We start from the raw sequence: 21,639 nt of genomic DNA, 5'->3' as shown, positions 1-21,639 counted from the left end.
GTTGCGCGAAGGCCGGGGCTGGAGTCGAGTTCAGCCCCGGCTGACGCGAGCGCTGCCGCCGGCGTAGGAGACCTCGTCGCCGTCCTGTAGCTGCCGACCGCGGCGCGTCTCCACTTCGCCGTTGACGCTGACCAGGCCGTCGCCGATGGCTGCCTTCGCGTCGGCGCCGGAGTCGATCAGTCTGGCCACCTGTAGAAACTGGCCGAGCCGGATGACGCCGTTGATCGGAACCTCAGTGCTCACCCGGTCAGGGTAGCGCCGGACCGGGTGAGCAGCCGAGCAGGTCAGCCCAGGCGAGGATCGATCAGGTACTTGCTACCGATGCCCTTGGACATGTCCTCGAGGCTGTCGACCAGTTTGTCGAGGGGCCGCACCTCGGTGATCAGGTCTTCACCGTTGAGCTGACCGGTCTCGATGAGCCGCAGAGCGCGCTCGACGTACAGCGGCTCGTGGTGGAAAACGCCGGTGACGGTGTACTCGAAGTAGTGCATGTCGTTGGCGTTGAGGGAGAACTGCGCGCCGACGGGCGGGCCGCCGAACATGACGGCCTTACCGCCGGGGCGCAGGCACTTGGCGGTCTGCTCCCATACTTGCGGGAGGCCGACGGCTTCGATCGCGACGTCGGCACCCTTGCCGTAAGGGGTCAGCGCCCGTACTGCTGCGGCGACCTCATCGATGCCGGGGTGGGACGAGATGTCGATGACTTCGACCGCGCCCATCTTCTTGGCGGCCTCGAGTCGGAACGGCGACTGATCGACGGCGATCACCCGGGCGCCGCGCAGCGTCGCCAACCGAATGAACATCTGGCCGATGGGGCCGGCCCCGTTGACCGCAACCACATCACCGAGTTCGACACCGCTGACATACATTCCGTGGACGACGGTGGCCAGTGGCTCCAGCGGCGCGACGGAGGCAAACGATGTGGTGTCGGCGATCTGGTAGGTGTTGCGCCGCACGATTGCGGCCGGGATGACAACTTCCTGGGCGAAGGCTCCGTTGAGGAATTCCAGGTTCTCGCACAGGCTCAGCCGCCCGGCCTTGCAGGCCCAGCAGCCGCCGCAGGGTGCGGTGTTGGCTGCGACCACCCGCATGCCGGGCTCGAAATCGGTGACACCGGCACCGACGCGGGTGACCACACCGGCGAATTCATGGCCGAACGGTGCCGGGAATGTCTTGAAAAGCTTGTGGTGGCCACGCCGGTAGGCCTTCAGGTCGGTGCCGCAGGTGGCGGCGGCATGCACCTCGACGACTACCTCGCCGGCCTCTGGGTCACGCGTCGGCACCTCTTCGATCCGCAGATCTCCGGGGCCGTAGAAGACGGCTGCTCGCATCAGGTGCTCTCCCTTGTCATAGGTTCAGGGTCCGGGTCGACAGTGCTGCCGCATCGCAGCGTGTCATAAATAACATGATTAATGTTTGATCTAACTTATTGTGCCACGAGCCTGGCCGGGGTGGCCGTCACACCGCCCGGGCCGCCACGGTGACGCTGCTGTGCTGCTGCCGCAGCGCGTCCAGGGTGGCTTCGGGAATGCCGGAATCCACGACGATGTGCGCAAATTCGGTGAGTCCACACAGTTTGAACAATGCGCGGTGCTCGAACTTGGTGTGGTCCACCAGCAGCACCGAGCTCTCCGCGGCGGCCATCAGGGCCCGCTTGACCGAAATGGTGTCCTGGCGCTGGTGGTAGCAGGCGCCCCCGGTCACCGCAGATGTGGACATGATCAGCACATCGGCCCGCAGGGCGGTGATGGCGTCCAGGGTCATCTGCCCCATGAAGGAGTTGCACCAGGCCCGGAATTCGCCACCGAGCTGGACCAGCTCGACTTCCTCGGTCCCGACGAGCCCGTTGATCACGCTGAGGCTGTTACTGGCCACCGTCAAGGGCGCTTTGGTGGGCAGCAGGTCCAGCAGCGGGAGCACCGTCGTCGAGTCATCGAGCATGACGGTGTACCCCGGCTGGATGAATTCCATTGCTGCAACGGCAAGGTCGCGCTTCTCATCTCGCTGTTGGCTGCGCCGGTAGGCGTCATTGGACTCGACGGTGCTCGATGGCAGGGCGGTGGCGACACCACGGGACTTGCGCAGCACGTTCTGCGATTCCAGCCGGTCGAGGTCGCGATGGATGGTCATCACGCTGACGTCGAACATGCGCGCCAGGTCTTCGATGGCCACCGACCCGGCGGCCATCACGGCTTCGGTCACCAGGCGGTGGCGCTCTTCCTGGCGTGCCGCTGCCTTGCCGTTCTGGTTCGGGTTGTTCATCGGCCCTGCTCCTTCGGTGGCTCGGGGCTCGGCTCGGCCCCACGATGGAGTCGAGCCGAGCCGAGCCTAGCCAGGACTAGTTTTCGTTGGCCATGTCGCCGGACTCGATGTTCCGGTCGATCACCTCGGGCAGGCGGTCGAGCAGTGCCTGCCGGTCGGTGACGACGTTGCGCAGCACCTCGTCGATGTTGCTCGCGTCCACCGGGGGCATGGTGTAGATGAACTCGCGGGACATGTCCTCACCCTCGGCGACCCGCTGGGCGACGGCCAGGCCGTCGGCGAGTTCGATGGTGCCGTGCTGCAGCGAGGTTCCGATGAACTCGCCGCTCTTGACGGCGTTGAGGCCGTCTTCGATCCCGTCGATCCCGACGATCGGGATGCTCAGGCCGGACTCCTTGATCGCCTGCAGGGCGCCCAGTCCCATGTCGTCGTTCTGGGCGACGATGCCGTCGATCTCCGGGCCGAACGCGGTGATCCAGTTGCGCATCTTGTTGACGGCGATGTCGCGGGTGTTGTCCGCGGTGTCCATCGCGAGCACGTTGATGCCGGGGTTGGCCGCCAGGATCTCCTGGTTGCCCTTGGTGCGGTCGATTTCGTAGGAGGCGCCGAGCTTGGTCTGCAGGATCACGATGTTGCCGCGGCCGCCGAGGTGATCGACCATCTGCTGCATCTGCTGCTTGCCCGCCGCGACGTCGTCGGGCAGGACCGTGGCGGCCAGCTTGGAGCCGTCGGAGAGTGCGGCGTTGACCGCAAGGACCGGAACGCCGGCGTTGTTGGCCGATTCGATCTGTGGCTGCAGTGAATCTGCCTGCACCGGAACGATGATGATGGCGTCGACGCCCTGCTGGACGTATTGGTCGACCTGATCGGCCTGGGTGCTGACGTCGCCGCCGGCCGACTTCCAGACCAGGTCGATGTCCCTGGCGGCTGCGTAGGTCTCCATACCGGACTTGCCGGCGGTGATGAACGAGCTCATGTCGTACACCGTGACGCCGATGGTCTTGCGGTCATCGGAGGAGCTGCTGTCTCCCGCGCCGCAGGCTGTCAGTGCACCGATACCGACGACCGCGGCTCCGGTGAGTGCCGCGAACCGAGTTCTGAAAACTGTCATGGCTTCCCTTCGCAGAGCGAGTTCTTCACATTCTGATGTGATAACTAACATGCTATCCGTGAGTTATCTCATGTCAAGCTCAACATGTGTTGGTGGTCACTGGGGTGTCGGCTGTCCGTAGGTGCCGAACTTCTCGACAACGCGGTCCAGCTCTTCCGGGCTGATCTCGCGCGGCGTGCCCACGGCCGCGGCGCGCAGCCACACGTCGCAGAGCCACTCGAGCTGGCTCACCTTGTCGAAGGCGTGCCCGAGCGAGTGAGAGAACGCGATGGTGCCGTGATTGGCCAGGATGGTGGCGCTGCGGTCCTGCAGGGCGGCGGCCATGGTGTCGGCCAGCTCCTGGGTGCCATAGGTGCGGTACGGGGCCACGCGGACCTGGCCGCCGAACATGGCGAGCTGGTAGTGCACCAACGGGACGGCATCCTGCAGTAGTGAAAGTGCTGTTGCCGCAGCCGAATGAGTGTGCACCACGGCCGTTGCGCCGAAATCGGAGTAGCAGCGCAAATGCATCGGCAGCTCGCTCGTGGGCTTCAGCGAGCCGGCTACGACGGTGCCGTCGAGCCGCACCACCGGCACGTCCTCGGGTTGCATGGTGGCGTAGTCGACCCCGGACGGGGTGACCGCGATCAGGTCGTCGACCCGCAGCGAGATGTTGCCCGACGTGCCGACGACGAGGCCGTCCGAGGTGAGACGGTTGGCGTACTTGACCACTTCGGCGCGTGCCGAGTCTAGGTTGGGTGTCACGGTGGGCCTTTCGTCAGGGTTCGACAGGACGGGATGGATAGCTCCGGGCACATATCTAACACATCGCATGTTATAACTAACACTGTTGCTTGGATCACTCTGTCGATCGCGATGCAAAACTAGGAGGATCGTCGAATGGCCGATACCCGTGATCTGGTGCTGGCGGTGGACTGCTCGACCAGCGGCGCCAAAGCCGTGGTGTTCGGCCCCGACGGCCGGTCCCTGAGCTCGGGACGGCGCACCTTCGCCATGGCGAAAACACCAGAGGGGCGTCACGAACAGGACGCCCACGACTGGTGGCGCGCCACCAGCGCGGTGATCGCCGAGGCCATGGCCGGGGTGCAGTCCTCCCGGGTGGCCGCTGTCACGGTCACCCACCAGCGCGAGACATTCGTCTGCGTCGACGGCGACGGCGAACCGCTGCGCCCGGCGATCGTCTGGGCCGACAACCGGTCGGTGCCGCAGGTCGCCCGATACGGTTCCGACGAGACCCACCGAATCTCCGGCCGGGTGCCGGACATCACCCCCGCCATCTTCAAACTGGCCTGGCTCAAAGAACACGAGCCCGAGACGCTGCGGCAGGCCGCCCGGATCGCCGATGTGGCGGCCTACCTGCACTGGCAGCTGACCGGTCGGTGGGTCACCAGTGCTTCCAGTGGTGATTCGCTGGGGCTGATGGACCTGGGCTCCCAGGAATGGTCGCCCACCCTGTGTGAGATCGCCGGCGTCGCTCCCGCCCAACTGCCCGACATAGCGGTCCCGGGCAGCGTCATCGGAGCCGTCGACGCACCGACCGCCGAGCAACTCGGTCTGGAGCCCGGCACACCCGTGATCGCGGCTGCCGGTGACGGGCAGTGCGCGGCGCTGGGTACCGGCGTGTCCGACGCCGACACCATGTACCTCAACGTCGGCACGGCGCTCGTCGCCGGCTACGTCTCGCCGGAGTATCGCTGGTCGCGTAAGTACCGGACGGTGCTCGACGCCTCCGGGCAGGGTTTCCTCCTCGAAGCCTTCACCCTGTCGGGCGCCTACCTGATCACCTGGTTCGTCGACACCTTCGTGCCGGCGCTGCTGGCCCAGGGCGCGGACCCGTCGTGCGCAGCGCGCGAGCAGGATCTGGAAGCCGGCGCGGAAACGGTGCCGCCGGGCAGCGACGGACTGTTCACGGTGCCGTACTGGAACGGTTCGCAGACCCCCTATTGGGAGGGCAATGCGCGCGGAACCGTGCTGGGCTGGTCGGGTATCCACACCGGTGCGCATTTCTACCGGTCGGTGCTCGAAGGTTCCGCCTTCGAGGTGCGACTGCAGGTCGAAGGTGTGGTCGCCGACACCGGCGTGCCGGTACGGCGTTTCCTGGCCACCGGTGGCGGCTCCCGCAGCCCGCTGTGGTCGCAGATCATCGCCGATGTGACGGGCATCCAGGTCGACATCTGTGCCGAAACGGAGACCACCGCGCTGGGCGCGGCCATGATGGCCAGCTGTGCGGTCGGGATCCATGCCGACCTGCGGGCTGCCGCGGCGGCGATGACCCGCACCGTGCAGTCGATCGTCCCCCGACCCGACATCGCCGAGCAGTATGGCGAACTCTACGAGCGTTACCTGCGGATCTATCCGACTGTGCGGGAGCTCTGCCAGCGCTGAGGGTCGGCTCGCGCCTCACCCGCAACGTCGGTCCGGCGACCTACCATCGGCAGTCGTGAGCGTACGGGCCCGGGAAGCTGACAGGTGGGTGCTGCACCTGGACATGGATGCGTTCTTCGCCTCCGTGGAACAGCTGACCCGGCCCACCCTGCAGGGCAGGCCGGTACTGGTCGGCGGGCTCGGCGGCCGGGGGGTGGTGGCCGGCGCCAGCTACGAGGCCCGAGTGTTCGGTGCCCGGTCGGCGATGCCGATGCATCAGGCTCGCCGGCTGGTCGGTGCGGGTGCGGTGGTGCTGCCGCCGCGCGGCGCCGTCTACTCGGTGGCGAGCCGGCGGGTGTTCCAGACCATCCGTGAGGTGGTTCCGGTCCTGGAGCAGCTGTCGTTCGACGAAGCCTTCGGAGAACCCGCCGCTCTGGCCGGAGCCGACGCGGCCGACGTCGACGACTTCTGTGAGGCGCTGCGCCGACGAGTCCGCGAGGAGACCGGGCTGGTGGCTTCCGTCGGGGCCGGCTCCGGGAAGCAGATCGCCAAGATCGCCTCGGGCCTGGCCAAACCGGACGGTATCCGGGTGGTACGCCGTGCCGAGGAGAAACTGCTGCTCGACGGGCTGCCGGCGCGCCGGCTGTGGGGGATCGGCCCGGTCGCCGAGGACAAATTGCACCGGCTCGGCATCGAGACCGTCGGGCAGCTCGCCGCGTTGAGCGACAGCGAGGTGGCCAGCATCCTGGGTGCCACGCTGGGTCCGGCGATGCACCGGCTGGCCCGCGGTATCGATGACCGGCCGGTGACCGAGCGCGCCGAAGCCAAGCAGATCAGCGCCGAGTCCACGTTCGCCGCGGATCTGATCACACTGGATCAGCTTCGTGAGGTGACAGGGCCCATCGTCGAGCATGCCCACCGGCGACTCCTGCGGGACGGACGCGGGGCGCGGACGGTCACGGTGAAGCTCAAAAAATCCGATATGAGCACGCTGACCCGCTCGGCCACGCTGCCGTACGCGACGGTGGAGGCGGCCACCCTGGCGGCGACCGCCCGCAGGCTGTTGCTGGATCCGATCGAGATCGGGCCGGTGCGGCTGCTGGGTGTCGGGTTCTCCGGGCTCTCCGATGTGCGGCAAGAATCCCTGTTCCCCGACCTCGACCAGCAAGAGGTGGCAGTAGGGGAGCCGGCCGCACGGACACCGGCTCCGGCACCGGCCGACGGCTCCGGTAGCTGGCGGATCGGCGACGACGTCAGACATCGAGATCTGGGCCACGGCTGGGTCCAGGGCGCCGGGCACGGTGTCATGACCGTGAGATTCGAAACGCGGGCCAGCGGGCGTGGGGTCGCGCGGACCTTCCCGATCGACTGCGCGGATTTCGTGAGTGCCAACCCGGTGGACAGCCTGGACTGGCCTGACCACATCATCGATGAAGACACCGATGACCCCGGCCCTGCCTCAGCGGTGTCAGCCGAGCCGGGCGATGACGTCGGCGGGCGGTAGACCGGCGGCAAACGCCGCCAACATCAGGACCCGAGCCTGTGCGGGCCGCAGCCGGGGCACCACGATCGCGCCCGCGTCCACCAGCGCCTGTCCGGGCCCGTAGCCCGGACTCACCGGCCCTGCAGGAACCCGCGTCGAGACCGCCACGGTGATGCCGTCGCCGCAGTGCCGGGCCACCCCGTCGATCACCGCAGCCCCGGCATTGCCGGATCCCAGCGCCGCCAACACCAGCCCACGCGCCCCCGCGCAGACAAAGGCGTCCATGGCCACCGCGTCGGATCCCGCGTATACCGAAACCAGGTCCACCCGCGGCGCCGCACCGGCGCCGAGACTGCCCAGAGCAATCGACTCGACGCCGTGCAGGTCGACCCGGCCGGCGGAGACGGCACCGAGCACCGAGCCGGTGAATCCGGCCAGCTCGGACGTGGTGGCCTTCTGCAGGCCCAGCGGGGACAGCACCCGACCGGCGAAGCAGACGCTGACCCCGCGCGCCCGCGGGTCCGCCGCGACGGCAAGCGCGTCGTACAGATTGGTGGGCCCGTCGGTGTCCGGGGCGTCGAAGCTGCGCTGGGCGCCGGTCACGACAACAGGGATCGGGCCGTCGTAGGCCAGCGCCAACCACAGCGCAGTTTCCTCCATGGTGTCGGTGCCGTGGGTGATGACCACACCGTCGGCACCGGCCGCGGCGGCCGCGTCGATGGCGGCCCGCATGGTGTCCCAGTCGGCGGGCCCGAGCATCGAGCTGTCGACGTTCATCAGGTCGACGGTGTCGACCGCCACGCCGGGTGGTGCCGCGCCGATCAGGTCGCCGGCAGTGCGTGTCGGCCGCCTCACACCGTCGGTGCCCGTACTGGTGGCGATCGTGCCTCCGGTGCTGATCACGACGAGCTGCGGCATCCGCTGATCATGCCTGATCGCGGGGTTCGCACCCGGTTGAGGGATGATGGTCCGGTGACTGACGAAAAACCCGGCTCCTCGGAGCCGGTGACCGAGGCCACCGAGGTCGGGGCCGGGGGGTCCGCACAGCCCGGTGCCGAACACGATTCATCACAATCCAGTGCTACCGACCCCGATCCGGCTCCGGCCGAAGCGCCCCGGAAGCGGCTGAAACTGCTGCTGGCGGTGGCTGCCGTGGTGTGGCTGTTGGACATCGCCACCAAGGTGCTTGCGGTTCGGCTGCTCACCCCTGGGCAGTCGGTGTCGATCATCGGAGACACCGTGACCTGGACCTTGGTGCGTAACTCCGGGGCGGCGTTCTCGATGGCCACCGGATACACCTGGGTGCTGACACTGGTCGCCACCGCTGTGGTCATCGGCATCGTCTGGATGGGCCGTCGGCTGGTGTCGCCGTGGTGGGCGGTGGGGCTCGGGATGATCCTGGGCGGTGCGCTGGGCAACTTGGTGGACCGGTTCTTCCGCTCTCCCGGCCCCTTGCGCGGCCACGTTGTGGACTTCTTGTCGATCGGGTGGTGGCCGGTGTTCAACGTCGCCGATCCCGCCGTCGTCGGCGGCGCGATCCTGTTGGTCGTGCTGTCGCTGCTCGGGTTCGACTTCGACAGGGCGGGACGGCGCACCGCCGAGTCCGAGCCCGAGCGGACCTGATGACAGAACGGTCGATGCCGGTCCCGGAGGGACTGGCCGGAATGCGTGTGGACGCCGGTCTGGCGCGGCTGCTGGGCCTGTCGCGGACAGTTGCAGCCGATATCGCCGAGGACGGCGGCGTGGTCCTCGACGGCACCCAAGCGGGCAAGTCCGACAAGTTGGTTGCCGGTGCCTGGCTGGAGGTGCGGTTGCCCGAGGCGCCGCCTCCGGTCGAGAACGTCCCCGAACAGATCGAGGGGATGACGATCTTGTACTCCGACGACGACATCGTCGCCGTCGACAAACCGCCTGGGGTGGCCGCACATGCCACCGTCGGCTGGCACGGGCCGACGGTGCTGGGCGGACTGGCGGCCGCGGGTTTCCGGATCAGCACCTCCGGCATCCACGAACGGCAGGGCATCGTGCACCGCCTCGACGTGGGGACCTCCGGTGTGATGGTGGTGGCCTTGTCCGAACGTGCGTACACGGTGTTGAAGCGCGCGTTCAAGGAACGCACCGTCGAGAAGCGATACCACGCGCTGGTACAGGGGCATCCCGATCCGTCCAGCGGCACCATCGACGCCCCGATCGGGCGGCACCGCGGCCACGATTGGAAGTTCGCGGTCGTCGAAGGCGGCCGGAACAGTGTCACGCATTACGACACCCTCGAGGCGTTTCAGTCGGCCAGCCTGCTCGACGTCCATCTGGAAACCGGCCGCACCCATCAGATTCGGGTGCATTTCTCGGCGCTGCACCACCCCTGCTGTGGCGACCTGACCTACGGTGCGGATCCGACGATCGCGAAACGTCTTGACCTGCAACGGCAATGGCTACATGCCAGATCTCTGGCCTTTGCCCATCCGGCTGACGGCCGCCGCGTCGAGATCACCAGCCCCTACCCGGCGGATCTGCAGCACGCGCTCGATGTGCTGCAGGGCAGCGATTGAGTGGGACGCATTCGGTAGCTCCCGCGAGTCGTTCGGGAGGGTTGGCCTACGGGTTGGGCGCTTATTGCACCTGGGGAATGTTCCCGGCGTTCTTCCCGCTGCTCCAACCCGCCGGTGCCGTCGAGGTGCTGGCGCATCGCATCGTGTGGACGGCGCTGTTCATGGCGGTGGTGCTGTTGGCGATGCGGCGGCTGGGGGATCTGCGCCGCATCTCGGGGCGGTCCTGGCTGCTGCTGGTGCTGGCGGCTGCGCTCATCTCGGCCAACTGGGGCGTCTACGTCTACGCGGTCAACAACAACCATGTGGTGGACGCCGCGCTGGGTTATTTCCTGACTCCACTGGTCAGCGTCGCTCTCGGGGTGTTTCTCTTCGGTGAGAAGCTGAACAGAGCCCAGTTGGCCGCGGTGGCGATTGCGGCCGCTGCGGTGGTGTTCCTCGCTGTCGAGGTGGGGGCTCCGCCGTGGATCGGGGTGGGGCTGGCCATCTCGTTCGGGTTGTACGGTGCGGTCAAGAAGGTGGTTCCCACCGATCCGCGGGTCAGTGTCGGCGTGGAATCGGCGATTGCCGCCCCAGCCGCGATCGCCGCCATCGTGGTGCTCGAGACGGCCGGGTACGGGCATTTCGTGAGCTCCGGGACCGGACACACGGTGCTGACCGTGCTGTCCGGCCCGCTCACGGCAATTCCGCTGCTGCTGTTCGCCATTGCGGCCCACCGGTTGTCGCTGGTGTCTCTGGGGCTTCTGATGTACCTGAATCCTGCGATGCAGTTGACGTGGGGAGTTGTTGTCGGCAACGAACCGATGCCGCCCGGCCGCTGGGCCGGGTTCGCGTTGATCTGGGTGGCGTTGGCGGTGTTCAGCGTCGACGCGCTGGTGCGGGCGAGGACGTCCACGGCAGCCGACTGATGCCTGCGTAACCGACGGGGCCGCGGCGTCGAGCGGGGCGGGTGTGCGCATTTGGTGTGACGGCGTGCGATGTGCGTCACTCGGACGTGATACACACATCGGGTGCACTGTCCGCGCAGCAAACGACAGAAGGACTTCCGCTTTTCATGATGGATGAGCGCGGCCGCACCGCGGCCAACCGCCGGCGCAAGATCCTGATCGCCGTCGTCGCGGCGGTCGTCGGGCTGGCGATCACGGTTCCTATCTCCGGCGCCCTGTTGCAGCAGCTGTTCGCCCCGGACGTCTCGGCCGCTGAGCGGGCGGCAGCGGGTGCGACGTCCACGGCGGCTCCGGTGTACACGATCAAACCTCTAGTGGTGCGTCCGGTGCTGGCAGTCGAAGGGGTGCTGCCGGACCAGTGTCCGCCGCCGGACCCGGTGCCGCCGACAGCGGAGTTGCGCACCTGCGACTTCGCCCGGTCGGCCCTGTACACGCTGGGGCCCGAAGCGGTGCAGCTGCAGCTGGTCCGCGTCGACGCGCTGCTGTCACCGATCACCAACGGTTACATCGTGCAGGTGTCGATGAATTCGGAATCGGCGACAGCGTTTGCCGAATTCACCGCGGGTCAGGTCGGCAACCAGGTGGCTTTTGTCCGGTCGTCGGTGGTGGTATCGGCACCGGCGATCTCGGAGGCGATTGTCGGCGACACCCTCCAGTTGTCGGGCGAATTGACCGAACAGCAGTCGCAGGAGATGGCCAGGTTGCTGCGCGACGAGTCCTGATCCGGACCCTGTTGTGACTTTCCCGCCACCCCGTTGTGAGACACGCCGCCGGGCTGTCGGCGACACGCCCGGCGGTGTCGGCAGGCCGTCCTAGACTGATCGGCCTATGGGTACCACCGCTTCTTCTTCCGGCTCCTTTGTGCACCTGCACAACCACACCGAGTACTCGATGCTCGACGGTGCCGCGAAGGTTAAGCCCATGCTTGCCGAGGCCCAGCGCCTCGAGATGCCTGCCATCGGCATGACCGACCACGGAAACATGTTCGGCGCCAGCGAGTTCTACAACGCCGCGACCGCGGCCGGCATCAAGCCCATCATCGGTATCGAGGCCTACATCGCCCCGGCGTCGCGTTTCGAGACCAAGCGTGTCCTGTGGGGTGATCCCAGCCAGAAGTCCGATGACGTCTCCGGCAGCGGTTCGTACACCCACATGACGATGGTGGCCGAGAACGCCACCGGGCTGCGCAACCTGTTCAAGCTGTCGTCGCTAGCGTCGTTCGAAGGTCAGCTCGGCAAGTGGTCCCGGATGGATGCCGAGATCATCGCCGAGCACGCTGAGGGCATCATCGCCACCACCGGCTGCCCGTCGGGTGAGGTGCAGACTCGGCTGCGGCTCGGTCATCGCGACGAGGCGATCGCCGCCGCCGCCAAGTGGCGGGAGATCTTCGGGCCGGAGAACTTCTTCCTGGAGCTCATGGATCACGGTCTCGACATCGAGCGCCGGGTCCGGGAAGGCCTGCTCGAGGTCGGTAAGAAGCTCGGTATCCCGCCGTTGGCCACCAACGACTGCCATTACGTCACCCGGGACGCCTCCCAGAATCACGAGGCGCTGCTGTGTATCCAGACCGGCAAGACCCTGTCGGATCCCAACCGGTTCAAATTCGACGGTGACGGCTACTTCCTGAAGTCCGCCCAGGAAATGCGGGCGCTGTGGGACGGCCAGGTGCCCGGGGCCTGCGACTCGACACTGCTGATCGCCGAGCGGGTACAGCCGTACACCGATGTGTGGGCGCCCAAGGACCGGATGCCGGTTTTCCCGGTGCCGGAGGGGCACGATCAGGGGTCGTGGTTGACCCACGAGGTGATGACCGGTCTGGCGGAGCGGCGGTTCCCGGGAGCGGAAGTTCCACAGGAGTACATCGACCGCGCGAACTACGAGATCAAGGTCATCTGCGACAAGGGCTTCCCGGCCTACTTCTTGATCGTCGCCGACCTGATCAACTACGCCCGTTCGGTGGGTATCCGGGTGGGGCCGGGCCGTGGTTCGGCCGCCGGATCGCTGGTGGCCTATTCCATGGGCATCACCAACATCGACCCGATCCCGCACGGTCTGCTGTTCGAGCGGTTCCTCAACCCCGAACGTCCGTCGGCCCCCGATATCGATATCGACTTCGACGACCGCCGCCGCGGCGAGATGCTGCGGTATGCGGCCAACAAGTGGGGTAGCGACCGGGTGGCCCAGGTCATCACGTTCGGTACCATCAAAACCAAAGCCGCGCTGAAGGATTCGGCGCGCGTTCATTACGGGCAGCCCGGTTTTGCCATCGCCGACCGAATCACCAAGGCGCTGCCGCCGCCCATCATGGCCAAGGACATCCCGGTGTCCGGGATCACCGATCCCAGTCATGAGCGGTACAAGGAGGCCGCCGAGGTCCGCGCCCTGATCGACACCGATCCGGATGTGCGGACCATCTTCGAGACCGCCCGCGGCCTCGAGGGCCTGGTTCGCAACGCGGGTGTGCACGCCTGTGCGGTGATCATGAGCTCCGAGCCGCTTATCGACGCGATCCCGCTGTGGCGCCGCCCGCAGGACGGTGCGGTGATCACCGGCTGGGACTATCCGTCGTGTGAGGCCATCGGCCTGCTGAAGATGGATTTCCTGGGGCTGCGCAACCTCACGATCATCGGTGACGCGATCGAGAACATCAAAGCCAACCGGGGCATCGATCTGGACCTGGAGTCGCTGGACCTCGACGACCCGTTGGCCTACGAGCTGCTGAGCCGCGGTGACACCCTCGGGGTGTTCCAGCTCGACGGCAGCGCCATGCGTGACCTGCTGCGGCGCATGCAGCCCACGGAGTTCAACGACATCGTCGCCGTGCTTGCGCTGTACCGACCCGGGCCCATGGGCATGAACGCCCACAACGACTACGCCGACCGGAAAAACGGCAGGCAGCCCATCAAACCCATCCACCCGGAGCTGGAAGAACCGCTCAAGGAGATCCTCGCCGAGACCTACGGCCTGATCGTCTACCAAGAGCAGATCATGTTCATCGCCCAGAAGGTCGCCTCCTACTCGATGGGTAAGGCCGACGCGCTGCGTAAGGCCATGGGCAAGAAGAAGCTGGAGGTACTCGAGGCCGAGTACAAGGGCTTCAAAGAGGGAATGACCGCCAACGGCTTCTCCGAAGCTGCCGTGAAAGCGTTGTGGGACACCATCCTTCCGTTCGCCGGATACGCGTTCAACAAATCGCATGCCGCGGGCTACGGCTTGGTGTCGTACTGGACGGCGTATCTGAAGGCGAACTATCAGGGCGAATACATGGCCGGTCTGCTCACCTCGGTGGGTGATGACAAGGACAAGGCCGCGATCTATCTGGCCGACTGCCGGCGCCTCGGCATCACCGTGTTGCCGCCGGACGTCAACGAGTCGGTGCAGAACTTCGCCTCGGTGGGTGACGACATCCGCTTCGGCCTCGGCGCGGTCCGCAACGTCGGTGCCAATGTTGTTTCCTCCCTGGTCAACACACGTCAGGAGCGGGGTAAGTTCACCGACTTTTCCGACTACCTGAACAAGATCGACATCACCGCCTGCAACAAGAAGGTGACGGAGTCGCTGGTCAAGGCGGGCGCCTTCGACTCGCTGGGGCATCCGCGCAAGGGTCTGTTCCTGGTGCACACCGACGCGGTCGACTCGGTGCTGGGCACCAAGAAGGCCGAGGCCATGGGTCAGTTCGACCTGTTCGGCGGTGGTGATGACGGCGCCGATTCCGCAGATTCGGTGTTCACCATCAAGGTGCCCGACGAGGAGTGGGAAGACAAGCACAAGCTGGCCCTGGAGCGGGAGATGCTCGGCCTCTACGTGTCCGGGCACCCACTGAACCGCATCGCTCATCTGCTGTCCGCCCAGGTAGACACGCAGATACCGGCGATCCTGGAAGGCGCCATCGCCAACGACACCCAGGTCCGGGTGGGTGGCATCCTGGCCTCGGTGAACCGCCGGGTCAACAAGAACGGCCTGCCGTGGGCGTCGGCGCAGATCGAGGATCTCACCGGTGGTATCGAGGTGCTGTTCTTCCCGCAGACATATTCGGCGTTCGGCGCCGATATCGCCGACGATGCCGTGGTGCTGGTCGGCGCCAAGGTGGCCATCCGTGATGACCGGATCTCGCTGATCGCCAATGAACTTGTGGTCCCGGACTTTTCGAGCGCTCAGGCGGACCGGCCGTTGGCGGTGAGTCTGCCCACCCGGCAGTGCACCATCGACAAGGTGAGTGCTCTCAAACAGGTGCTCTCGCGCCATCCCGGCACCTCGCAGGTGCATCTACGGCTGATCAGTGGTGAACGGATCACCACACTGGAGCTCGATCAATCGCTGCGGGTCACCCCGTCCTCGGCGCTGATGGGCGATCTCAAGGCGCTGCTCGGACCGGGCTGTCTGGGCGGCTGACACCGGCGGCGGTGCTGCGCCCGACGCTCAGTTCAGCAGGCTGACCGCACGGGTGAACACCAGTGCCACAGTGGACGTCGCGACCAGCGCCTGCACCGTCATCATCAGTTTCGCCCAGCGGGCCAATGGCATGGTGTCGGTGGGGGAGAAGGCCACCGAATTGGTGAAGCTGACGTACAGATAGTCGACGAAGGTGGGCCGCCAGCCGGGCTGGGCGAAGTCCGGGTCGGTCATCTGCGGGAACAGGAAGGCCGGATACGCCTTCGCGGCGGCCAATCGCGCCGCCGGTCCGCCGCGGTCCAGTTCCCAATACCAGACCCCGAACGCGATGACGTTGGTGATGTAGATGGCGGCTCCACTGCCGAGGAGTACCGCCGCGTGGTCACTGACCTGCCCGCTGAGGATCCGGTAATCCAGAACGATCGCCGACGCGGTGTTGTCCGCGGTGATCGCCGCGGTCAGTGCCCAGGCTGCCCACAGGCCGACCCGGGTTCGATTGTCGGGTCTGAGCGGGTTGACTGCCAGCATCACCACCAGCAGCAGCACTTCCAACACCACCAGCGGCCACCGGGGCACCGCGGTGTATCGGTCGGGGATCGCGACCTGCAGCGCGATGACCGCGGCGATGGCGAGCAGTACCGGGATCCGGCTTTCCGGGGTGCGTGCCTCATCGGCCAGTTCGACGGCGCGGGCCACCAAGTCCTCGGCGGGTCTCCGCGGTTTGGGGGAGTCGGTCATGGCTACACAGTGTGCGCGACGATGACGCAGCGCAGTGCCAACGACTCGGCTCGATCGACGAGGAGGGTGCGGGCTGGGACGGTCAGCGAAGCCGGTGCAGCAGGCTGAAAACCACCCAGACGGCTGAACCGGCTGCCGCGCCGCCGAGAACCGCAGAGGACACGGTCGCGGTCGCCAGCAGCGTCAATCCGAAGATGGTGAAACCGATCAGCAGGGCCAGCACCTTGTAGGCGGGCCAGGGCACGCCTGCGATGGAGATCTCCGAACGCGGATGCGTCACCGCTGAGCGGAACTGCTCTGCCGTGGTCATCCCATGACGATAGCTCGTATTGAAAGTTTCGGCTACCCGAAACGCGAGATCAGGCCGGGCAGCTTCCCGGGGTTCGGTACCTCGTCCGCGTCCGGTCGGACTGGGCCGACGATCGGACCGGGCGGTGCCCGGCGGTACTTCGTTTCGGGTAGCCGTTCTGTGCGTGGCACCATTGTTCGGTGTCTGCAGAACTGAGCCCTGACCCCCGCACTGTCGCGCCGCTGGCCGCGGCCGACATCGACGCGGCGGCTCAGCGGATCAGCGGTGTGGTGGAGGCCACTCCGCTGCAGTTCAGCGACCGGCTGTCGCAGCTGACCGGCGCGCTGGTCTACCTCAAACGCGAGGACCTACAGTCCGTGCGTTCCTACAAGCTGCGCGGCGCCTACAACCTGCTGATGCAGTTGACGCCGGAAGAGATCGCCGCCGGGGTGGTGTGCTCGTCGGCCGGCAACCACGCGCAAGGCTTCGCCCTGGCCTGCCGCTCGATGGGCATCCACGGCCGGGTGTACGTGCCGGGCAAGACCCCGAAGCAGAAACGTGACCGCATCCGGTACCACGGCGGCGAGTTCATCGAGCTGATCGTCGGTGGGGCCACCTACGACTTGGCCGCCGATGCCGCCCGCGCCGATGTCGCTCGCACCGGCGCCACGCTGGTCCCGCCCTATGACGACCTGCGCACCATGGCAGGTCAGGGCACCATTGCCGTCGAGATCCTGGATCAGCTCGACAGCGAGCCGGATCTGGTAATCGTGCCCGTCGGCGGGGGCGGCTGTATCAGTGGCATCACCAGCTATCTCACCGCACGGACAACACGGACCTCGGTGCTCGGCGTCGAACCGGCCGGAGCCGCATCCATGGTGGCTGCGCTGGCGGCCGGCGAGCCGGTGACGCTGGATCATGTGGACCAGTTCGTCGACGGTGCCGCCGTGAATCGGGCCGGCACTCTGCCGTTCGCGGCGCTTTCCGGTGCCGGCGACATGGTGACGTTGACCACGGTCGACGAGGGCGCGGTGTGCACCGCCATGCTGGATCTCTACCAGAACGAAGGCATCATCGCCGAACCTGCGGGTGCGCTGTCGGTGGCAGGCCTGCTCGAAGCGGACATCACGCCGGGCTCGGTGGTGGTGTGCCTGATCTCCGGCGGTAACAACGACGTGTCCCGCTACGGCGAAGTCCTGGAACGGTCGCTGGTGCACCTGGGGCTCAAGCAGTATTTCCTGGTCGACTTCCCGCAGGAGCCGGGGGCGCTGCGCCACTTCCTGGATGACGTACTAGGCCCGAATGACGACATCACCCTGTTCGAGTACGTCAAACGCAACAACCGGGAGACCGGTGAGGCATTGGTGGGCATCGAACTCGGTTCGGCCGCCGAACTCGACGGTCTACTGGACCGGATGAAGGCCTCCGAGTGCCATGTCGAGGCGCTCGAGCCGGGTTCGCCGGCGTACCGCTACCTCACCTGATCGGGTTCCCCAGCACCTCGTAGTACCACAAACGAATGCCCGGACAGTTCGGTGCTGTCGGAGCCCACCAGGGGTTCGTCCCAGGCGAGTAGCACTTCGCCGGATGCCGGCACGGTGACGGGGCCTGCGCCCAGATTGCAGGCGATCGCCAGGTGGCCGCGCCGGATGACGATCCAGCGGGCGTCCTCGTCGTAGTCCACGCCGAGATGATCGAGCCAGAAATCGGCCAGCTCGGGTTCGCGTTTCCGCAGGGCGATCAGGTCCCGGTACAGCCGATGCAGGTCGGCGTGCCCATCGGTATCCACTTCTGCCCAGGCGAGTTTCGAGCTGAGGAACGTTTCGGGATCCTGCGGATCGGGGATCTCCGCGGCGTCCCAACCGTGGGCGGCGAACTCGGCTTTGCGGCCGTTGCGGGTGGCTTCGGCGAGCTCGGGTTCGGGGTGCGAGGAGAAGAACTGGAACGGTGTCGAGGCCGCCCACTCCTCACCCATGAACAGCATCGCGGTGAACGGTGTCAGCAGCGCCAGCGCCGCGCTGACCGCCAGCTGGCCCGGGCTCAGATAGGCCGACGGCCGGTCGCCGACTGCGCGGTTGCCCACCTGATCGTGGGTACACGTGTAGGCCACCAGTCGGTACCCGGGAATCTTGCTGGTGTCCAACGGTTTTCCATGCCGTCGATGCCGGAACGAGGAGTAGGTTCCGGCGTGGAAGTAGCCACTTTTCAGGGTGTCCGCCAAGGTGGCGATCGAGCCGAAATCGGCGTAGTAGCCCTGTCGTTCTCCGGAGACTGCGGTGTGCAGCGCGTGGTGGATGTCGTCATCCCACTGTGCCGTCATTCCCAGCCCGCCGTCTGCGCGCGGCGTGATCAGCCGAGGGTCGTTCCGGTCGTTCTCGGCAACCAACGACAGCGCCCGACCCACGTCGGCCGACAGTACGGCGGTTTCTGCGGAGAGCTCTTCGAGAAGGTGGATCGCGGTGGTGTCCACCAGGGCGTGTACGGCGTCCAGCCGCAGCCCGTCGGCGTGGAAGTCCCGCATCCATCGCAGCGCGCAGCCGATGATCAGGCGGCGCACTTCGTCGGAGTGGGCGTCGGCGATGTTGATGCCCTCGCCCCACGGATTGGTCGCCGACGACAGGTAGGGGCCGTAGCGCGGCAGGTAGTTTCCCGACGGACCCAGATGGTTGAACACCGCGTCGATCAGCACGCCCAGCCCGCGGTTGTGGCAGGCGTCGATGAGGCGCACCAGACCGTCGGGACCGCCGTACGGCTCGTGCACCGCGTACCACAGCACCCCGTCGTAGCCCCAGCCGTGGCTGCCGCTGAACGCGTTGACGGGCATCAGTTGCACGAAGTCGACACCGAGGTCCAGAAGGTAGTCGAGTTTGGTGATGGCGGCATCGAAAGTGCCCTCCGGGGTGAAGGTTCCGATGTGCAGCTCGTAGATCACCGAGCCCTCCACCGACCGTCCCGACCAGCGGTCGTCGGTCCAGGTTGCAGAGCTGGGATCCCACAACTGGGAGCGGGCGTGGACGCCGTCGGGCTGACGGGGGGAGCGGGGGTCGGGCAGCACGGTGGGATCGTCGTCGAGCAGGAAGCCGTACCGCACGTCGTCGGCGACCTCGATGGTGGTTCGCCACCAGCCGTCGTCATAACGGGTCATGGCGGACGGTGTTCCCGCGACGTCCAGCCGGACGAGCTGGGGAGTCGGTGCCCAGACCTCGAACGTGTGCTCAGACATGGCTGCGCTCCAGCGCCACGACCGGCAGTTCGGCAAACAGTTGCCCGACGGCGACGGCGCCCTGCAGTGACTGCCCGGAGATCCGGTCGGTCCAGGTGCCCGGCGGCAGGGTCAGCCGGGTATCGCCCCAGCCGGTCTCCTCCAGGCGCACCGTCCACCTGCTGACTGCCACCAGTACGTCGGCGCCCCGCAGGAAGGCCAGTAGGTGTTCGGCTGCAGGACCGTGTGCCAGCACCGGGGTGTAGCCACCGTCCAGGAATGTCTCCGGGCGGTCCCGGCGCAGTCGGAGCGCGGCGCTGACGATCCGCATCTTGGGATGGGTCGAGTCGGCCAGGGCTTCACGGCGCGCGGTGAAGTCCACCGGTCGGCGGTTGTCGGGATCGACCAGACTGTCTTCCCACAGTTCGGTTCCCTGGTACACGTCCGGAACTCCGGGCACGGTCAATGCCAGGAGTTTCTGTGCCAGGGCGTCGTTGTGGGCATGGCGCGCCAGCCGCTGTGTCAGCGCAGTCAGTTCGGCGGCGACGGGCCCGTCGAGCACCCGGTCAAGCCAGTCGTGGACCGCCTGCTCGAATCCGGTGTCGGGATCGTTCCAACTGGTGTGCAGCGCGGCTTCCCTGATGGCTTTCTCCGCGTAGCCATGTAGCCGGGACCGTAGCGCTTCGGTCACCTCACCGTCCTCCGGCCATACCCCGAAGATGTTCTGCCACAGGAACAGTCCGGTACCGGCGTCGGGAGACTCGGCGTGGATCTCCCAGCCGGTGACCAGCTCGGCCCACAGCGACGGCACCTGTGAGAGCACCCCGATCCGGGCGCGGACATCCTCGCCTCGTTTGGTGTCGTGGGTGGTCAAGGTTGTCATCGCAGTCGGCCACATCCGCGCCCGGATCGCGCAGCTCTGATGGAACTCCGCCGAGCTGACCCCGAACCGCTCCGGCTCGCCTCCGACTTCGTTGAGCGAGACCAGGCGGGCGTCCCGGTAGAACAGACAGTCCTCGACGGCCTTGGCCGTCACCGCCCCGCAGAGCTGCTGCAACCGCGCCGAGGTCTCACCCGGTTGGTTCACTGCCGTCGCAACCAGATCCAGGGATCGGCTGAATTCGGGTCGTGCCGAAGCGGTTTCGGCGATAGCTGTGGGCAGCAACGCTGCCAGCCCCTGATAGTCGCTGCGGTAGACATTCAGATTGGTGAGCAGCCCCGCGATGACCTCCGGCAGCTGCGGGTCGTCGAAACCGGTGGCCGCCACGACGGCGCGTCGTAACCGGTTGAGCTCGCTGCCGAGGGTGTCGGTGGCGGCGCGCAATTTCAGCTCGGTCACCATGGCGGTCACCGCGGCATGATCGAATCCCGCCGAAGCCGACAGCGCGGTGAGCGCTTCTTCGCCGGTCGGGTCGACGAACAGGCCGCCGATGTCACGCAGGGCGTCGTAGCCGGTGGTGCCGTCGACCGGCAGGGTCGGCTCGAGGGACTCGTCGGCGGCCAGGATCTTCTCGATGACCAGATAGGACTCGGGTCCGATCAGCTCGCGCAGCCACACCAGGTATCCCGCGGGATCGGTCAACCCGTCGGGATGGTCGACGCGGACGCCGTCGATCAGGCCTTCGGTGAACCAGCGCCGCACTTCGGCATGATTGGCATCGAACACGGTGCGATCTTCCTGACGGATCCCGGCCAGCGAGGTGATCGAGAAGAACCGCCGGTATCCACATATCCCGGTGCGCCACCCGACCAGCCGGTAGTGCTGGCGGTCGTGCACTTCCGGTCCGGATCCGATACCGGTGCCGGGTGCGATCGGGAACCTCAGATCGCCCAGCCGCAGAACGTCACCGTCGACTTCGAGATCTGCGGTATCGGCATCAGAGCCCAGTACCGGCAACACAATTCGGCCGTCGAGGTCCACCGACCAGTCGATGTCGAAGTACGTTGCGTAGGTCGAGTCCCGGCCGTGTCGCAGCAGATCCCACCACCATGGGTTCTGACTGGGTTCAGCGACCCCGACATGGTTGGGCACGATGTCGACGATGATGCCGAGGCCGCGGGCGTGTGCGGCGGCCGACAACGCCGCCAGCCCTTCGGGGCCGCCCAGCTCGGCGGATACCGTGGTCGGATCGGTGACGTCGTACCCATGGGTGGAGCCGCGCACCGGCGTCAGGATCGGGGACAGGTACAGGTGACTGACACCCAGGTCGGCGAGATAGTCGAGCAGTTCGGTGGCGTCGTCGAACGTGAACCCGTCGCCACGCATCTGGAGGCGGTAGGTGGACAGGACGGTACGGGTCATGCC

General features: G+C 66.8%; 18 protein-coding genes. 8 read left to right on the top strand and 10 right to left on the bottom strand.

The features are described 5' to 3' along the window. Positions 1-30 precede the first annotated feature (30 nt). The 5 genes from WBB07_RS03495 to WBB07_RS03475 form a co-directional block, all read right to left on the bottom strand. On the bottom strand, positions 31-243 hold the full coding sequence (locus WBB07_RS03495) for an RNA-binding S4 domain-containing protein (protein WP_526304802.1): 213 nt from the start codon (positions 241-243) through the stop codon (positions 31-33). A 41-nt stretch (positions 244-284) separates the two neighbouring features. Beyond that, positions 285-1,331 (bottom strand): zinc-dependent alcohol dehydrogenase, encoded by a 1,047-nt coding sequence (locus tag WBB07_RS03490; protein ID WP_526304800.1) that lies wholly within the window; start codon positions 1,329-1,331, stop codon positions 285-287. Between the two features lie 127 nt (positions 1,332-1,458). Next, positions 1,459-2,262, bottom strand: a complete 804-nt coding sequence (locus tag WBB07_RS03485; protein WP_526304798.1) for a DeoR/GlpR family DNA-binding transcription regulator — start codon at positions 2,260-2,262, stop codon at positions 1,459-1,461. Between the two features lie 76 nt (positions 2,263-2,338). Then, a complete protein-coding gene (locus WBB07_RS03480; RefSeq protein ID WP_526304796.1) occupies positions 2,339-3,373 on the bottom strand; it encodes a substrate-binding domain-containing protein in 1,035 nt (344 codons plus the stop codon). Positions 3,374-3,469: 96 nt separating this feature from the next. Continuing rightward, complete coding sequence (locus tag WBB07_RS03475; RefSeq protein ID WP_526304794.1) at positions 3,470-4,117, bottom strand: class II aldolase/adducin family protein; 648 nt, start codon at positions 4,115-4,117, stop codon at positions 3,470-3,472. A gap of 135 nt (positions 4,118-4,252) precedes the next feature. Here WBB07_RS03475 and WBB07_RS03470 point away from each other — a divergent pair, with 135 nt between their 5' ends. Then, positions 4,253-5,758 (top strand): xylulokinase, encoded by a 1,506-nt coding sequence (locus WBB07_RS03470; RefSeq protein ID WP_526304792.1) that lies wholly within the window; start codon positions 4,253-4,255, stop codon positions 5,756-5,758. Between the two features lie 103 nt (positions 5,759-5,861). Then, complete coding sequence (locus WBB07_RS03465; RefSeq protein ID WP_526304869.1) at positions 5,862-7,241, top strand: DNA polymerase IV; 1,380 nt, start codon at positions 5,862-5,864, stop codon at positions 7,239-7,241. Here the strand turns inward: WBB07_RS03465 and WBB07_RS03460 are convergent. After that, positions 7,206-8,138, bottom strand: a complete 933-nt coding sequence (locus WBB07_RS03460; protein ID WP_526304790.1) for an asparaginase — start codon at positions 8,136-8,138, stop codon at positions 7,206-7,208. The two genes, WBB07_RS03465 and WBB07_RS03460, sit on opposite strands and share 36 nt — an antisense overlap. 54 nt (positions 8,139-8,192) lie before the next feature. Between WBB07_RS03460 and lspA the strand changes: the two genes are divergently transcribed. The 5 genes from lspA to dnaE all read left to right on the top strand — a co-directional run bounded on the left by lspA (position 8,193) and on the right by dnaE (position 15,105). After that, entirely contained in the window at positions 8,193-8,843 is a 651-nt protein-coding gene (lspA, locus tag WBB07_RS03455; RefSeq protein WP_526304788.1) for a signal peptidase II, read from the top strand. Next, positions 8,843-9,769 carry an RluA family pseudouridine synthase gene (locus WBB07_RS03450; protein WP_526304786.1) on the top strand — a complete coding sequence of 309 codons (927 nt, stop codon included), beginning with the start codon at positions 8,843-8,845 and terminating at the stop codon, positions 9,767-9,769. Before lspA ends, WBB07_RS03450 begins: the two co-directional genes overlap by 1 nt. Before the next feature lie 41 nt (positions 9,770-9,810). Next, positions 9,811-10,674 carry an EamA family transporter RarD gene (gene rarD, locus WBB07_RS03445; RefSeq protein WP_526304784.1) on the top strand — a complete coding sequence of 288 codons (864 nt, stop codon included), beginning with the start codon at positions 9,811-9,813 and terminating at the stop codon, positions 10,672-10,674. Between the two features lie 146 nt (positions 10,675-10,820). Next, on the top strand, positions 10,821-11,435 hold the full coding sequence (locus tag WBB07_RS03440) for a SecDF P1 head subdomain-containing protein (RefSeq protein ID WP_526304782.1): 615 nt from the start codon (positions 10,821-10,823) through the stop codon (positions 11,433-11,435). Between the two features lie 106 nt (positions 11,436-11,541). Further along, a complete protein-coding gene (dnaE, locus tag WBB07_RS03435) occupies positions 11,542-15,105 on the top strand; it encodes a DNA polymerase III subunit alpha (protein WP_526304780.1) in 3,564 nt (1,187 codons plus the stop codon). A 27-nt stretch (positions 15,106-15,132) separates the two neighbouring features. Here the strand turns inward: dnaE and WBB07_RS03430 are convergent, their stop codons facing one another. Then, complete coding sequence (locus WBB07_RS03430; RefSeq protein ID WP_526304778.1) at positions 15,133-15,843, bottom strand: hypothetical protein; 711 nt, start codon at positions 15,841-15,843, stop codon at positions 15,133-15,135. A gap of 82 nt (positions 15,844-15,925) precedes the next feature. Beyond that, on the bottom strand, positions 15,926-16,153 hold the full coding sequence (locus WBB07_RS03425; RefSeq protein WP_526304776.1) for a hypothetical protein: 228 nt from the start codon (positions 16,151-16,153) through the stop codon (positions 15,926-15,928). A 179-nt stretch (positions 16,154-16,332) separates the two neighbouring features. Between WBB07_RS03425 and ilvA the strand changes: the two genes are divergently transcribed. Beyond that, the gene (ilvA, locus tag WBB07_RS03420; protein WP_526304774.1) at positions 16,333-17,616 is read left to right on the top strand and encodes a threonine ammonia-lyase IlvA; all 1,284 of its coding nucleotides are present in this window, start codon (positions 16,333-16,335) and stop codon (positions 17,614-17,616) included. Here ilvA and treZ read toward each other — a convergent pair. Beyond that, positions 17,604-19,355, bottom strand: a complete 1,752-nt coding sequence (gene treZ / locus WBB07_RS03415) for a malto-oligosyltrehalose trehalohydrolase (protein WP_526304772.1) — start codon at positions 19,353-19,355, stop codon at positions 17,604-17,606. The two genes, ilvA and treZ, sit on opposite strands and share 13 nt — an antisense overlap. Then, entirely contained in the window at positions 19,348-21,636 is a 2,289-nt protein-coding gene (treY, locus tag WBB07_RS03410) for a malto-oligosyltrehalose synthase (RefSeq protein ID WP_526304770.1), read from the bottom strand. The genes treZ and treY overlap by 8 nt, the downstream gene beginning before the upstream one ends. Between the last annotated feature and the right edge of the window lie 3 nt (positions 21,637-21,639).

It is taken from the genome of Mycobacterium sp. (genome assembly GCF_049647605.1).
Lineage (GTDB): Bacteria > Actinomycetota > Actinomycetes > Mycobacteriales > Mycobacteriaceae > Mycobacterium.
Note: the sequence above shows the minus strand (reverse complement) of the source record. Positions and strands in the feature narration are given on the sequence as shown.